General features: G+C 59.1%; 14 protein-coding genes. 9 read left to right on the plus strand and 5 right to left on the minus strand.

All coding sequences use genetic code 11. The features are described 5' to 3' along the window. Window positions 1–207 precede the first annotated feature (207 nt). The 3 genes from aguB (at window position 208) to UB23_RS21710 (ending at window position 2,655) form a co-directional block, all read left to right on the plus strand. On the plus strand, window positions 208–1,086 hold the full coding sequence (aguB, locus tag UB23_RS21700; protein WP_045061339.1) for an N-carbamoylputrescine amidase: 879 nt from the start codon (window positions 208–210) through the stop codon (window positions 1,084–1,086). A 5-nt stretch (window positions 1,087–1,091) separates the two neighbouring features. Continuing rightward, window positions 1,092–2,198, plus strand: coding sequence for an agmatine deiminase (aguA, locus tag UB23_RS21705; protein ID WP_045061340.1), 1,107 nt, complete (start codon window positions 1,092–1,094; stop codon window positions 2,196–2,198). Window positions 2,199–2,442: 244 nt separating this feature from the next. Beyond that, window positions 2,443–2,655 carry a hypothetical protein gene (locus UB23_RS21710; RefSeq protein WP_045061341.1) on the plus strand — a complete coding sequence of 71 codons (213 nt, stop codon included), beginning with the start codon at window positions 2,443–2,445 and terminating at the stop codon, window positions 2,653–2,655. Between the two features lie 179 nt (window positions 2,656–2,834). Here the strand turns inward: UB23_RS21710 and UB23_RS21715 are convergent, their stop codons facing one another. Further along, the gene (locus UB23_RS21715) at window positions 2,835–4,934 is read right to left on the minus strand and encodes a TonB-dependent receptor (RefSeq protein ID WP_045061342.1); all 2,100 of its coding nucleotides are present in this window, start codon (window positions 4,932–4,934) and stop codon (window positions 2,835–2,837) included. 381 nt (window positions 4,935–5,315) lie between these two features. Here UB23_RS21715 and UB23_RS21720 point away from each other — a divergent pair, with 381 nt between their 5' ends. The 4 genes from UB23_RS21720 (at window position 5,316) to UB23_RS21735 (ending at window position 8,800) form a co-directional block, all read left to right on the plus strand. Further along, window positions 5,316–6,602, plus strand: coding sequence for an OprD family porin (locus tag UB23_RS21720; protein WP_045061343.1), 1,287 nt, complete (start codon window positions 5,316–5,318; stop codon window positions 6,600–6,602). A 570-nt stretch (window positions 6,603–7,172) separates the two neighbouring features. Then, window positions 7,173–7,394, plus strand: coding sequence for a tautomerase family protein (locus UB23_RS21725; protein WP_045061344.1), 222 nt, complete (start codon window positions 7,173–7,175; stop codon window positions 7,392–7,394). Further along, window positions 7,391–8,047 (plus strand): DsbA family oxidoreductase, encoded by a 657-nt coding sequence (locus UB23_RS21730; protein WP_045061345.1) that lies wholly within the window; start codon window positions 7,391–7,393, stop codon window positions 8,045–8,047. The genes UB23_RS21725 and UB23_RS21730 overlap by 4 nt, the downstream gene beginning before the upstream one ends. Window positions 8,048–8,089: 42 nt before the next feature. Then, window positions 8,090–8,800 (plus strand): SDR family NAD(P)-dependent oxidoreductase, encoded by a 711-nt coding sequence (locus UB23_RS21735; protein WP_045061346.1) that lies wholly within the window; start codon window positions 8,090–8,092, stop codon window positions 8,798–8,800. Between the two features lie 105 nt (window positions 8,801–8,905). On the opposite strand, the gene UB23_RS21740 is transcribed toward UB23_RS21735, so the two are convergent. After that, a complete protein-coding gene (locus UB23_RS21740; RefSeq protein ID WP_236695878.1) occupies window positions 8,906–9,112 on the minus strand; it encodes a DUF6124 family protein in 207 nt (68 codons plus the stop codon). 315 nt (window positions 9,113–9,427) lie between these two features. Here UB23_RS21740 and UB23_RS21745 point away from each other — a divergent pair, with 315 nt between their 5' ends. Both UB23_RS21745 and UB23_RS21750 read left to right on the plus strand, forming a co-directional pair. Next, on the plus strand, window positions 9,428–10,486 hold the full coding sequence (locus UB23_RS21745; RefSeq protein WP_045061348.1) for an aromatic ring-hydroxylating oxygenase subunit alpha: 1,059 nt from the start codon (window positions 9,428–9,430) through the stop codon (window positions 10,484–10,486). 87 nt (window positions 10,487–10,573) lie between these two features. Then, on the plus strand, window positions 10,574–11,524 hold the full coding sequence (locus tag UB23_RS21750) for a PDR/VanB family oxidoreductase (protein ID WP_045061349.1): 951 nt from the start codon (window positions 10,574–10,576) through the stop codon (window positions 11,522–11,524). Window positions 11,525–11,533: 9 nt separating this feature from the next. Here the strand turns inward: UB23_RS21750 and UB23_RS21755 are convergent, their stop codons facing one another. From UB23_RS21755 to UB23_RS21765, 3 genes are all read right to left on the minus strand, one after another. Further along, the gene (locus UB23_RS21755) at window positions 11,534–12,247 is read right to left on the minus strand and encodes a GntR family transcriptional regulator (RefSeq protein ID WP_045061350.1); all 714 of its coding nucleotides are present in this window, start codon (window positions 12,245–12,247) and stop codon (window positions 11,534–11,536) included. Window positions 12,248–12,330: 83 nt separating this feature from the next. Next, complete coding sequence (locus tag UB23_RS21760) at window positions 12,331–13,581, minus strand: OprD family porin (RefSeq protein ID WP_045061351.1); 1,251 nt, start codon at window positions 13,579–13,581, stop codon at window positions 12,331–12,333. A 67-nt stretch (window positions 13,582–13,648) separates the two neighbouring features. Beyond that, complete coding sequence (locus UB23_RS21765) at window positions 13,649–14,983, minus strand: MFS transporter (RefSeq protein WP_045061352.1); 1,335 nt, start codon at window positions 14,981–14,983, stop codon at window positions 13,649–13,651. Between the last annotated feature and the right edge of the window lie 293 nt (window positions 14,984–15,276).

A 15,276-nucleotide genomic window follows, 5' to 3' on the forward strand; every position in this document is an offset into this window, starting at 1 on the left:
CGGGTGTGGGGTCGTCCAGGGATATCGATTATTATCGGTGTTTACAGCGTATATATTCATTTTTCTAAAAATATTCGCTTTTAAAGCCGATTTTTATCGGCTATAAAGTCGCCACTGCCTCGGCATGGTGAAATTCCGCCTGGGCTTCCGCTTTCTGTCATGGGTCGTCGTCACACTGACCCCAGCCGCTTGCCCAGGAGATGATTCATGAGTCGTATCGTTACCGTCGCCGCCACCCAGATGGCTTGTTCCTGGGACCTCGAGGCCAACCTCGAGACCGCTGAAAGGCTGGTCCGCGAGGCTGCAGCCAAGGGTGCGCAAATCATCCTGATCCAGGAATTGTTCGAAGCACCGTACTTCTGCCAGAAGCCCAACGCCGATTACCTGCAACTGGCCACCCCGGTCGAAGACAACGTCGCCATCAAGCACTTCCAGAAAATCGCCAGGGAGCTGCAAGTCGTGCTGCCCATCAGCTTCTACGAGCTGGCCGGCCGCGCGCGCTTCAACAGCATCGCCATCATCGATGCAGACGGCAGCAACCTCGGGATTTATCGCAAAAGCCACATCCCGGACGGCCCCGGTTACCATGAAAAGTATTACTTCAACCCGGGCGATACCGGCTTCAAGGTGTGGAATACCCGCTACGCGAAAATCGGCGTGGGCATCTGCTGGGACCAGTGGTTCCCCGAGTGTGCCCGCAGCATGGCGCTGCAAGGCGCGGAAATCCTGTTTTACCCGACCGCCATCGGGAGCGAGCCGCACGACAAGACCATCTCGTCCCGCGACCACTGGCAGCGCGTGCAACAAGGCCATGCCGGCGCCAACCTGATGCCGCTGATCGCCAGTAACCGTATCGGCAATGAAGAGCAGGACGGGTACGACATCACCTTCTACGGTTCGTCGTTTATCGCCAACCAGTTCGGCGAAAAGGTGCAGGAACTCAATCAAACCGAAGAAGGCGTATTGGTCCAGAGCTTCGATCTGGACCTGCTGGAACATACCCGCAGTGCATGGGGCTCCTTCCGTGACCGCCGCCCCAACCTGTATGGTGCTATCAAAACCCTAGACGGTGCCCTGGAGTCCTGATCGTCATGACCACTTTAAACAGCACGCCCCGCGCCGATGGCTTCTACATGCCGGCCGAGTGGGCGCCACAAACCCAAACCTGGATGATCTGGCCAGAGCGCCCGGACAACTGGCGTCTGGGCGGCAAGCCGGCGCAAGCCGCCCACGTTGCAGTAGCCAAGGCCATCGCGCGTTTCGAACCGGTGACCGTGGCGGTCTCCGCCGGCCAGTATGAAAATGCCCGTGCGCGCCTGGACGTGCCGAATATCCGGGTTGTCGAGATGTCCAGCGACGACGCCTGGGTCCGCGACACCGGTCCTACTTTCGTGATCAACAACAGTGGCGAAGTCCGCGGCGTGAACTGGGACTTCAACGCCTGGGGCGGCTTCGACGGCGGCCTCTATTCGCCGTGGAACCGCGACTCGCAGGTCGGCGGCAAGATCCTCGAGATTGAACGCAGCCCGCGCTATCGCACCGAAGGTTTTGTGCTCGAAGGTGGCTCGATTCACGTCGACGGCGAAGGCACGCTCATCACCACCGAAGAGTGCCTGCTCAATCGCAACCGCAATCCACACCTGGACCGCGCTGAAATCGAAGCGGTGCTGAGCGCCAACCTGGCTGTGGATAAAATCATCTGGCTGCCGGACGGTTTGTTCAACGACGAAACCGATGGTCATGTGGATAACTTCTGCTGCTACATCCGTCCGGGTGAAGTACTGCTGGCCTGGACCGACGATCCGCAAGACCCGAACTACCCGCGCTGCCAGGCCGCAATGAAAGTGCTGGAAAGCGCCACTGATGCCAAGGGGCGCCCATTCACGGTGCACAAAATGCCGATTCCGGGGCCGCTGTACGCGACCGAGGAAGAATGTGCGGGCGTGGATCCGGTCGACGGCAGCCAGGAACGAAATCCTGGCGTTCGCTTGGCGGGTTCCTACGTGAACTTCCTGATCGTCAACGGCGGCATCATCGCTCCAAGTTTCGACGACCCGCTGGATGGTCCGGCGCGGGAAATCCTGCAGAACCTGTTTCCCCAGCACGAAGTGGTGATGGTGCCGGGGCGTGAGTTGTTACTGGGCGGCGGCAACATTCACTGCCTTACCCAACAGCAGCCGGCGCCGCACAACGAGTGAGTGGGGTTGTAACAGATTGAGTTGACTGGAAAAATTTCAACTCGACGATTTTCCTACTGACTGACACGAGAGGCCCGCCGTCCATCAGGACTGCGGGCTTTTTTGTGTCCGCTTATCGACAACGTCAACACATTGGCACAGCTCTTGTATCGGTTATGGGGTTAAACAAGGAGGGGAGAACTGCGATGTTCTGTCACAAACCTTGGATAAGTTAGCCGCTCATACACCGGGAGAGAGCGCGGAGATGAACGCCGAAGTCAATGTAGTGAGCGAGCAGGCGTCGCATCCCCTGGCAGTCAACAACGAATCGCTCCAGCTCCTGGCGCACTGGTTGAAATCCAATGGAACGCGTCAGATCAGGGAACCTGATCCGCGCCGGATGATGATCGAGCGCTACCCCGCTGGTTTATTCAGCGAAGCGGAACTGGAAGCGTTGTGGGATGTGATGGAAGGATAAGAAGAAAACAACGGATTGATAAAAGCGCTGCCGGGATGGCGGCGCTTTTTTTTGCTTTTTAAACGCTGAAGATCAAGTGTGGGAGCGAGCCTGCTCGCGATAGTGGTCTGTCAGAAAGCATCTGCCGATTGACATCGGCCTCATCGCGAGCAGGCTCACTCCTACAGGTTTTGCGGTGATCAGAAGCTGTAGGTTCCGGTCACAACCAGGCTACGCGGCGCCCCCGGCTGAATCTGAAACTGACTCGTCGCTGACTCGTAATATTCCTTATCCGCAATATTGTTCAACGCCGCCCGCAGATCCCAATCCTTCTGCCGGAACCCGGCCAATGCATCCCACCGACCATAGCCCGGCATCATCACCGTGTTGAGGTTATCGGCATACCGATCACCCACCAGCGTCAAACCGGTTTCCGCGTACCAACCCATCTCCGGTTTCCAGGTCACGAACAGGCTGCCGTTACGCTTGGCCACGTCACTGATGCGCTTGCCCTCAAAGCCGTTGTTGTCCTTTTCCACCGTCGCATCCTGAATGCCCACACCACCGCGCACATACCAGTTGCCGGTGATACGGCCGGTACCGGTCAGCTCGATGCCGCGGGACCGTTGCTTGCCGGTGAGCAAGGTGATGGTCGGGTCCAGCGGGTCGCTGGTGCGCCGGTTGTAGAGTTCCAGTTCATAGATCGCCAGGGTGGTGCTCAGCCGGTCGTCGAGCCAGTCGGACTTCACGCCGATTTCCTTTTGTTTGGTCAGCTCTGGACTCAGGTCATTGCCGTTACCGGTGGCGCCCGGCGTGATGCCGATCAAACCTCCGCCCACCGGCGAGAAGGTCTTGGACCAGGACGCATAGAAGGAATGATCCCGCAGCGGTGTCCAGACAAGGCCTACACGCGGGCTGGTGCTGGTGCTGTGGCTGTCACGGTCTTCGGAAATATTGCGCAGCTGGTTGGTCGATTCGATATCGAAGGTGTCGTAGCGCAGGCCGGCCAACACCTGCCATTGGTCGTTCAGGCGCAGCTGATCCTGCACGTACACCGCGCGGCTCTCGACTTCGGTGTGGTTGTTGCTCGCCACCTGCATGCGCCCGGTATGGCGCAGCTCACGGTTGGGGTTAAACAGGTCGAGTGCCGGCACCGGTGAGCTGCCTGGCCCCGACGTAGCAGCGTTGTACAGCGTCGGATCACGGCGCTGGCTGCCCACTTCAATACCGGTGAGCAACCGGTGTTCCAGGGCGAAGGTGTCGAACCCACCTTCCAGCTCGACGTTGTTGAAAACGTTACGGGTGGTCAGGTCCTGTTGCCAGTGCTGGCGCGTGACCTGGTGGGTGGCCGGGGTGTAGCCGGTCTGGTAGGTATTATCAAAATCACTGTTGAGCTTGAATACGCCCAGGGTATGGCGAAGCTGCCAGTTATCGCTGAGTTCGTAGCTGAGTTTGGAGCGCAGGGATTGTGACTTGTCGTCGATGAAATCGTGATCGCTGCCGTAGGTGGTATCCCGTCCTACATCTGCCGGGCGGCCATTTACCCCAGGCACTCCACGATCCGGGGTGCGGTTGTAACGGCTGTACTCGTACTGCACCAGCCAGTTGAGGTCCGGGGTCAGCTGCCAGCTCATCGATGGCGCGAACAGTTGGCGATTGCCGCTGACGCCATCGCGGAAGCTGTTTTCGTCCATATTGCCCATGTTCAGGCGCAGGCTGATGTTATCGGTCGGGTCGGTACTCAGGTCGGCGTACAGGCTGCGCAGGTCTTCGCTGCCGCCTTGCGCTTCAATGGTCGAGCGGCGGCCGAATTCTGGCTGTTTGCTGACCCGATTGACGATGCCGCCCTGGCTACCACGGCCATACAGCACCGCTGCCGGGCCTTTGAGCACTTCGATCTTCTCGATGTTGTGCAGGTCGCGCACGTACTGGCTGTCGTCACGAATGCCGTCGAGGTAAAAGTCGTTGCTGGCGTCGAAGCCCCGAATGCGCAGGCTATCAAAACGGGTGTCGGCGCCACTGCTGACGTTGGGAACGCCACTGAGTGCCGTGCCCAGGTCGTTGGTGCCGTAGTCCATCACGTTCGCGGTTTTCACCGAGTCGATGGCCTGGGGAACGTAACGCACCGGTGTCGCCGTGCGGGTCGCCGTGCTGGTTTCCTTCACTCGCGGGTCATCGGCCTCAGCTTCGGCGCTGATGGAAGTCGCCGGTAATATGGTCGGTGCGGCGTAGGAAAAACCGGCAGAAAGCACAGCTGAGAGACCCAAGCTGAAGGGCACAAGGCGAAAAGGGGCAGGCATTTTGGAGGGCGCGTCCTTAGAATTTTTGGGATGTGGCTGAACGGCGCGAATGATAATGCGTGCTATTTACTTTCGATAATTATTCCTGAAAAGTTCCCTGGTTCGATTGTTACTAATCATGTCAGAAACATTACGTTGATGATTCCTTAGACTTTTTTCGCCTATTCACAGACGATTCTTCAAATTGACACACCGTTAAGGGCGCGGCTAGGATTCGCCCCAACGCCTGTGGCCAACCGCCATGACTGACAAAATAATAAAAGGCCCGCCTCGATTTCTCGTGGGCGGGCCTTTTTGTTTTGCGTTGAAAAAAGAGCGCAACAGCGCCGTTTCAGCCGTTCGGCACAGCGCGTATTAACCGCTTATAAGGAAAAGAACAAAATGTTGAACAAGCGTATCAGCCTGATCGCTCTGGGGATGTTGAGTGCTACACAGGCCATGGCTAACGACCAGGCCGAATCCAAGGGTTTTGTTGAAGACAGCAGCCTCAAAGTGTTGCTGCGCAACGCCTACATGAACCGTGACTACAAAGACGGCAACCCGGACAAGGCCGAATGGGGCCAAGCGGCCATCGGGACCTTCTCGTCCGGCTTCACCCAAGGCACCGTTGGTGTCGGTGTTGACGCCTTCGGCCTCTACGCACTGCGCCTGGACGGCGGCAAAGGCCGCAGCGGCGCTGGCGGTATCGACTTCTTTAAACAAGGCGACAGCGGCGCTGCGGCTGACGACCTGTCCAAGGCTGGCGCTGCGGTCAAATTCCGCCTGTCCAGCACCACGCTGACCTACGGCGTCCAGATGCCGGCCCTGCCGGTACTGAGCTACGACAACTCGCGCCTGCTGCCGGAAAGCTACACCGGCACCCTGATCACCTCCAAGGAGATCAAGGGCCTGGAGCTGAACGCCGGTCGTTTCACCGCCGAATCGCGCAAGAGCGCTGAAGGCCGTGACAGCGGTGGCCTGAAGTCGATCAACGTATTGGGCGGCAGCTACCAGTTCACCGAGCAATTCAAGGCCGCGGTCTACGCTTCCGACGTTGAAGACGTGTTGAAGAAACAGTACCTCAACGCCAACTACGTCTTCCCGATCGACAAGGATCAGTCCCTGACCCTGGACTTCAACGGCTATCGCACCAAGCTGGAAGACTCCTACGTCCGTGACAGCGGCGCCACCGGCGACGACAACAAGATCTGGAGCCTGGCGGCCACTTTCGCCACCGGCCCGCACTCGTTCACCATCGCCCACCAGCGCAGCACCGGCGACAGCAACCTGGGCTATGCCTACGGCGGCTATCAGCGCGGCCAAGGTCGTGTGGGTGACGGCGGCAACACCATCTACCTGGCGAACTCCTACTGGTCCGACTTCAACGCCGAAGACGAACGCAGCTGGCAGCTGGGCTACGGCCTCGACTTCGGCACCTTCGGCGTGCCAGGCCTGAGCTACAACTTCGCCTACGTGCGCGGCGACAACATCACCACTTCCACCAGCGAAGGCGGTACCGAGCGCGAAATCTTCAACCAGTTCAAATACGTCGTCCAAAGCGGCCCGGCCAAAGACCTCAGCGTAAAACTGCGCAGCTCGATCCTGCGGGTTTCGCAGAAGTCGAGCGAGTACAACGTCAGCGGCAACGAAGTGCGTGTGTTCGTGGATTACCCGATCAACATCTTCTGATGCGGATTTGAGTTTTCGAACATGAAAAAACCCCGACTGGTTCGGGGTTTTTTTATTTCTGGGCGGTGGGTTTTTGTCCGCAGGATGTCATGTCGCTGAAATCGTATTTCGAGAACACGTGTCGCGAACATGTCGTCGGCGGCGACACGTTCCAATAACGTGTCGCAAAAAGTGGAAAATTGCGACACGTTCTGGGCTCATTGCGTTATGTGCGACATAGGGCAGTTTGCAGGGGCACGAATCAGCCTCGGGTTTTAGTGATTTTTATGGCTGGGCAATAATTATTGGCCAGCCATAATTTCCATAATTCCATTTTCAAGCGGCGAAGGGCCTAGATTGTGGGTTTTGATTGAAGCCCCCTGAGGCACGCTGTGTCTCGCCCATGTCAGGTTTGACGAAATCGCGACAGGGACCCATGGGGACTCAAACAAGTATCCGATACCCATATGATTGATTACCCGACGTAACTAATGATGTTCCCGTCCCCATCTTTATCCCCTGCACCCAACGCCCTACATTGAGCTCCAACACCTACCCATCATTCCGAGGGCAGGTCACTGGAGATTCCTCATGCCTTTCGTCAGCGTTCGCATTACCCGCGATGGCGTTACCCCAGAGCAGAAAGCTCAGGTGATCGCCGAAATCACTGAAACCCTGGAACGCGTCCTCAACAAACGCCCGGACCTGACCCACATCGTGATCGAAGAAGTCGACACCGATAACTGGGGCTACGCCGGCATGACCACCACTGCGTACCGAAAACAACTGGCTGAAGAGGAGGGCAAGTCATGACCGCCTCGGTCACCGTCGATTTTGTCTCCGACGTGGTGTGCCCCTGGTGCGCCCTGGGCGCCACGGCGCTGGAGCAAGCGATCGCGAATGTGGCGGACGATGTCTCGGTGCAGCTCACCTACAAACCCTTCGAATTGAACCCCGACATGCCGGCAGCCGGCGAGAAAGCCGTAGAGCACCTGATGCGCAAATATGGCCGCACCGCCGAGGAAGTCGCCGCCGGCAAGGCCATGCAAATCGCTCGCGGGGAAGCCATCGGCTTCAAGTTCGACCTGGAGAAACGCAGCCACTTCTACAACACCTTCGATGCACACCGCCTGCTGTTGTGGGCCTTGCAGCAAGGGCGGCAAATCGCACTGAAGAAGATCCTGCTGCGAGCCTACTTCACCGAGGGCCAGAACCCCAGCGATCAGCAAACCCTGGTGCGGCTGGCGGTGGAAGCCGGGCTGGATGAGGACGGAGCACGTGAAGTACTGACGTCCGGCGCTTTCGCCAGCGAAGTGCGCGAGCTGGAAGGTTTTTACCGCCAGCACGGCATCAACTCGGTGCCGGCCATGGTGCTCAACGGTCGTCACCTGGTGTCCGGTTCACAGTCGGTCGAGTACTACGAACAGATGTTGCGACAAATGGCCAACGCCCCCGCTGAAGCCTGATTACTTACTTTTCAAACCATCATTTCTGAGTAGAGGTTCATCATGAGCAATTCGAGAAAAGTCATCGTTATTACTGGCGCATCCCAAGGCCTCGGCGCCGGCATGGTCAAAGCCTTCCGTGATCTGGACTACCAGGTGGTTGCCACTTCGCGGTCGATCAAACCCTCCACCGATCCGGACATCCTCACCGTGGCCGGCGACATCGGCGAACCTGAAGTAGCCCAACAAGTCATCCGCGAAACCATCGCCCGTTTCGGCCGCATCGACACCCTGGTCAACAACGCCGGGATCTTCGTCGCCAAACCGTTCACGGACTACACCGCCGAAGATTACGCCGCCGTGCTGTCGGTGAACCTGAATGGCTTCTTCTACATCACCCAACTCGCCATCACCGAGATGGAAAAGCAAGGCAAAGGGCATGTGGTCAACATCACCACCAGCCTGGTCGATCATGCGATTGATGGCGTGCCTTCAGTACTGGCGTCGTTGACCAAAGGCGGCTTGAACGCGGCGACCAAATCCCTGGCCATCGAGTACGCCAAGCGCGGGATTCGGGTGAATGCGGTATCGCCCGGCATCATCAAGACGCCGATGCATGGTGAGGAGACTCATGCGGCGCTGGGCAGCCTGCATCCGATGGGGCACATGGGCGAGATCGACGATATTTCGCAGGCTGTGGTGTATTTGGACAGTGCCAAGTTTGTTACTGGCGAGATTTTGCATGTTGACGGTGGGCAGAGCGCTGGGCACTGAGGTTTGGTGCTTCAGCCTTCGACAAACAAAGCCCTCGTTTGAGGGCTTTGTTTTGCGGGGTCGAAACAGGTTTACCTGCAGACCCTATCTCACGCAACGGAACGCTTAGGCGATCGGGTCGAGTTGATCCAGAGCCCGGTTCACCGAGAGCTCTGCCAGCATGAGAATCTGGTGAACGCCCAATAGGGCGTTGCGGCTTGGGCCGGTTTCGCGGTCGGCGATGTCCATGGTGATGACGCTGGCGGATGCCAGGGATTCGCTGACGGAGCCCAGGAGAGTCTGGATATCGACTGTCGGGTTGATGGTGTACATCGTGGGTATTTCTGACGATCGTGCCTTCGAGCGTGCATACCTAACGCCCAGGTCTCGGACCCCTGCGCCAGTCGGGCCTGCACTTGCTCCGATACCGCTTCACGCCCACAGCGTCGAACGCGTTCTTCGGTGATCAGTTTGTATTGCGATCCGAGAATGCGGCCTTGGTATTTCGAACTCTGATAACGGTCTACTCCCGAGCTTTCCAGTGCTCAATGGATCCACTAATGCCTATGTTCAGGCTTAACGCTTGACTGATTTGAGAATACTCATATTTAATGGATCCATAAAAACAAGCCTGCGCTGGAGATCTTCATGTATCCGAAAAACACCTGGTATGTCGCCTGCACCCCTGACGAGATCGCTTCCAAGCCTCTGGGGCGGCAAATATGCGGTGAGAAAATCGTTTTCTATCGAGGCCTTGAGGGGCGCGTTGCCGCTGTCGAGGATTTTTGTCCTCATCGCGGCGCACCCCTCTCGCTTGGTTATGTCGACAACGGCAACCTGGTGTGTGGATACCATGGCCTGGTCATGGGCTGCGACGGCAAGACTGTCGAAATGCCGGGTCAGCGCGTACGGGGTTTTCCGTGCAACAAGACTTACGCGGTCGAAGAGCGCTACGGCTTCATCTGGGTCTGGCCTGGGGAGCAGGACAAGGCTGATCCTGCACTGATCCACCACCTGGAATGGGCTGTGAGTGATGAGTGGGCCTACGGCGGTGGGCTGTTCCATATCAATTGCGACTATCGACTGATGATCGATAACCTGATGGATCTCACCCACGAAACCTACGTACACGCCTCGAGCATCGGCCAGAAAGAGATCGATGAAGCGGCGCCGGTCACCACCGTCCAGGGCAACGAGGTGGTCACCGAGCGGCACATGGAAAACATCATGGCCCCGCCGTTCTGGCGTATGGCCCTGCGCGGCAACAATCTGGCCGACGACGTGCCGGTAGACCGTTGGCAGATCTGCCGCTTCAGCCCGCCCAGCCACGTGTTGATCGAGGTGGGCGTGGCCCACGCCGGCAAGGGCGGTTACCACGCCGAGCCGCAACACAAGGCCGCGAGCATCGTGGTCGACTTCATCACCCCGGAGACCGAAACGTCGATCTGGTACTTCTGGGGCATGGCACGCAATTTCAATCCCGGCGACGAAGCCCTGACCGCCAGCATTCGTGAGGGCCAGGGCAAGATTTTCAGCGAAGACCTCGACATGCTCGAGCAGCAGCAGAAAAACCTGCTGGCCCATCCCGAACGCAACTTGCTCAAGCTCAACATCGATGCCGGAGGGGTGCAGTCCAGGCGCGTGCTGGAACGTCTCATCGCCCTTGAACGAGCACCGTCGGTCGAGCTGATTGCAGCGGCCAAATAGCCAAGGGCATTGCCTTTAACGCTACGCCAGTCCCCTCCCAAAGATCCTGTTCGCGGCCACTGCGGTGGCCGGTCTTGAAGGTGCGCCATGATTGAAGTCGTCGTGTCATCCCGCAACAACGAAGCGTTGGATATCTGCAGCTACGAGTTGACCTGTGCCCAAGGCGGGGCATTGCCCGTCTTCAGTGCCGGGGCCCATATCGACGTGCACCTGCCCGGCGGACTGATCCGCCAGTACTCGCTGTGCAATCACCCGCAAGAGCGCCATCGCTACGTGATTGGCGTACTCAGGGACGCCGCCTCGCGCGGTGGTTCCCAGAGCCTGCATGAGCAGATCAACAGTGGCGATCGGCTGATGATCAGTGAGCCGCGCAATCTGTTCCCGCTGGTGGCTGAGGGACGGCGCAGCCTGTTGTTCGCCGGCGGCATCGGCATCACCCCGATCCTGTGCATGGCCGAGCAACTGGCCCATAGCGGCGCCGATTTCGAGCTGCACTACTGTGCTCGCTCCAGTGAGCGTGCGGCGTTTGTCGAGCGACTCAAAGGGGCATCCTTTGCCGATCGTGTGCACCTGCATTTCGATGAACAAGCCGATTCCCGCCTGGACGCCGCCAGGGTTCTGGCCAATCCGCAGCCTGACGTGCACCTGTATGTCTGCGGCCCCTCAGGCTTCATGCAGCATGTACTCGACAGCGCCAAGGCTCAGGGCTGGAGCGATGGGCAGTTGCACCGTGAATACTTCGCCGCGGCGCCGGTGGATACCGCCGGCGACGGGACGTTCCAGGTCAAGCTTGGCAGCAGCGGGCAGGTGTTCGACATTCCCGCCGACAAGACGGTGGTCCAGGTGCTGGAAAGCCACGGTGTCGAGATTGCCATTTCCTGTGAGCAGGGCGTCTGCGGAACCTGCCTGACCCGTGTACTGGAGGGGGTGCCGGATCACCGTGACCTGTTCCTCACCGAAGACGAGCAAGCGGCCAATGATCAGTTCACGCCCTGCTGTTCGAGGGCCAAATCCGCGTTATTGGTGCTGGATCTCTGAACGAGCCGGTCATTCGCCGCGCGCGATGACTTTTACCCGCTCGCCATTACCGATTGCTCCGAACACTTCGGCGTAGCGCAGCGTGGCGTTGGCGTGTTCACGCATGATGGCTTCAGCGCGTGCGCCCTGGCGGCTGACCAGCGCGTCGTAGACCGAGTGGTGTTGCATGTGCGCGAAGTTGAAGCGCCGGTATTCACGCGCCATGTCTTCACGATCGATCGCCAGCGCTGACACTGAGGCGAAAGGGCGATGGTCGTTGCGCGACAGGGCTTCGGCAATGGCCGGGTTGGCGCTGCTGGCGACGATCACCTGATGAAAACGCATGTTGAGGTCATGGAATACCTCAAGGTCTTCTTCGGTCACAAAGCCTTTGTCGAACAGCGCATCGCCCTGCACCAGGCATTCGAGCAGCGCCGCCTGCGCTTGCTCACTCAACCCGCGCTCGGCGCTCTGCCGCGCCGCCAGCCCCTCCAGCACCCCGCGTACCTCCACGGCGCCGGCGATATCGTCGGCGCTCACCGAGCGTACCTGATAGCCCCGTCCGCCATGGCGCACCAGCAAGCCTTCCTGTTCCAGGGTCAAAAAGGCCATGCGCACCGGCATGCGCGAAACGCCAAAGCGTTCCGCCGTCGGAATCTCCATCAGCCGTTCGCCGGCCGCCAGCTCGCCCGAGGCGATCATTTTGCGCAGTGCGACCAGCACCATTTGACCTGGTTTGCTCATGCAGGCGACTTCCAGTGAGGGGTCGCCATAGTAACGCAAGGAGAGGGGGAGATGCAGGGGCGCCAGGCGCCCCTGGGCGCAGGTCAGAGTGACAGTGGGTAGCTGACGATCACACGGGTCTGATCGAAGTCACTGTTGAAACTGCGGCGGTTGGTGGCGTTGTTCACCCGCAGGCTGAGGTTCTTCAGCGGGCCACTTTGCAGGGTATAGCTGAGCTCGGTGTCGCGCTCCCATTCCTTGCCATTGCTGCCAGCCTTGGTCGTCGCGTTGTCGCCATGACCGTAGCGGGTCATCAGCTGCAGGCCGGGAATACCGACAGCGACGAAGTTGTAGTCATACCGAGCCTGCCAGGAACGTTCATCGGCGTTGCTGAAGTTGCCGTTGAACATGTCATTGCCCAGGGTGCGCCCACTACTGCCATACACGGACATCCAGCCGGTATCGCCGCTGACTTTTTGCAGCCCCAGATACAGGGTATGGCCACCCAGGTTGGCCGAGAACAGCCCGTAGGCGGTATGGCTTTGCACGTTGCCGATAAGCGCGCTGCCGTCATCCTTGTCGATGAAATAGCCCAGGTTCGCGCCGAGGGTCCAGTCACCGAATTTCTGTTTATGCAGCAGATTCAGATAGCTTTGCTGATAGATGTCTTCGAGTTGCGAGTGCCAGGCGCCAATCAGCGTTTGTTGTTCGTTGAAACGGTATTCGGCGCCCGCGTAGTTGAAACTGTCCGACATGACGGTGGGAGCCGCCCAGGCCGAGAGGTCTTGCATGTCCGAGGAGTTACGCAGGCTCACGGCGGTGTATTGGCCTGCCTGCAGGCTCAGGCCAGGGAGCTCTCGGGACACCAGCGTGGTGCCCTGGAAGGTCTGCGGCAGCAGGCGCCCGTCATCGTAGCGCAGCAGCGGAATATCCGGCATGAGCTCGCCGAGCATCAGCTCGGTGTCGGACACACGCATTTTTGCCGCCACCCCCGCGCGCCCATAGTTGTCAGCGGCGTGACCATCGTCGTGCACCGGCAGCAGCTCCGATCCGGAGCGTTGAGGGCCGCTGTCGAGCTTGACGCCAAACATCGCTATACCGTCCAGGCCAAAGCCGACCACACCAGGGGTATAACCGGAACTGAACTTGAGGATCGCGCCCTGGGCCCATTCCTCGATCTTGCTCTTACTGGCGCCGGGATCGTTGAAATCCCGATTGAAATAGTAATTTCGCAGCGTCAGGCTGGTCTTCGAATCCTCGAAAAAACCGCTGCTTTCAGCCTGCGCCGAAGGAATCAGGGCAAGCGCTATTGCACCGCCGAGCAGAGCCCGGGGAGGGAAGGAGAGGTACGTCATTATTGTTGTTTTCCTGAAGGATGTAGTCAGTAGCGGGAACCGACCCCGCTACCTCTTTGCACGGGTGTCAGGCCTGGCTGAGCTGGGTGCCAGGCTGTGGTTGGGCGGCAGGCCGCAGTGCCAAAAGCACAGCGGCGGCGATGACGAAAACCACGGCAAACACCCCATACAGGTGCAGGGGTTGCCAGCCGCCGTCCAGCAACAGGCCGGCGACCGTCGGCGAAAGAATCGCGCCAATGCGTCCGATACCGATGCCCCAACCAACCCCCGTCGCGCGCACCGAAGCGTCATAGACAATCGGCGACAACGCGTACAGGCCCGCCACACAGCCGTTGGCAAACAGGCCGATCAACAGCCCCAGGCCGAGCGCCATTGACACCGATGAAGCCGAGCCGACGAACAACACCAGCAAGCCTGCGGTCACCAACATGAACAGCGACAGCACGCGAGTCAGCCGCCAGCGCGAGGCCATGGCGCCAATCAATGCCGCGCCAAAAATACCGCCAACACTCAACAACACCCCGCCGCTGATGCCTTGTTGTGCCGACAGCCCTGCCGCTACCAGCAGCTTCGGCGTCCAGCTCATCACGAAGTAGAAGCCGAACATCACCAGGAAGAACAGCAGCCAGATCAGCAGCGTGGTGCGCCGCGAGTCCGGTGAGAGCAACTGCGCCAGGCGTCCGCGGCCTGAAGTCGGCGCTGTCATGGCGAGGGGCAGGTCGCGCAGCTCGGGCTGGCCGAGGCGGGCGGCCAGACGATTGATCCGGGCCAAGGCATTGACGGGACGGCGGGCGATCAGAAAATCCAGCGACTCAGGCAAATACAGCAGCACCAGGGGAATCACCGCCAAGGTCACCACGCCACCGAAGATGAACACCGAGCGCCAGCCAAAGTGCGTCAGCAGCCACACCGACAACAAGCCCCCAAGCGTCGCGCCCAAGGCATAACCGGTGGACTGCAGGCTCACCGCCAATCCTCGCCAGCGCTTGTTGGCGTACTCACTGGCAATCACATTACTGCTGGCCAGGATCCCGCCAATGCCCAGGCCGGTCAGCCCGCGCATGAGCGCCAGCTGCAAGGGCGTCTGGGTCAGCGCCGACAACAGCATCCCGACACCCGAGAGCAGCAAGCAAAACAGAATCAAAGGGCGACGACCAAAGCGATCCGCCCATGGGGCAATGAACAAAGAGCCCGCCGCCATGCCAAACAGCCCGGCGCTCAACAACAGGCCGATCTGCGCACCATTCAGGCCCCATTCGGCAGACACCGAAGAGGCCGTGAAGGCCATGACCAGCACGTCGAAGCCATCAATCATGTTCAGGACAATGCAGATGCCCACGGCCAGCCACTGGAACGGCGCCATGGGGCGCTCGTCCACCACTCTCTTGAGATCGACGGTCATGGTCGGCCCTCGAAACGAGGCTGTGCACAGGTAAGGCTGGAATAGCAGACGTAGGTGGCTGCAAGCCAAGGCTTGAGCCAGATTGAGAAGTCACTCATCACGACAGACACCCTTGTTATTTTTATGGGCGGGCAGGTGGGGTACCTGACACCGTGTGGTGGCAGTCAATCAATTTATGGATCCATTGAGAAGTGGGTTTCGGAAAAATGTTAGCTGTATATTTTTTAAGTTATGATAAAAACCTTATAAATCAGTAATTTATACTGTTTATGAACTGTCTCTTATACACATCT

Origin of the sequence: Pseudomonas sp. ES3-33 (genome assembly GCF_000952175.1) — a bacterium.
Classification (GTDB): domain Bacteria; phylum Pseudomonadota; class Gammaproteobacteria; order Pseudomonadales; family Pseudomonadaceae; genus Aquipseudomonas; species Aquipseudomonas gregormendelii.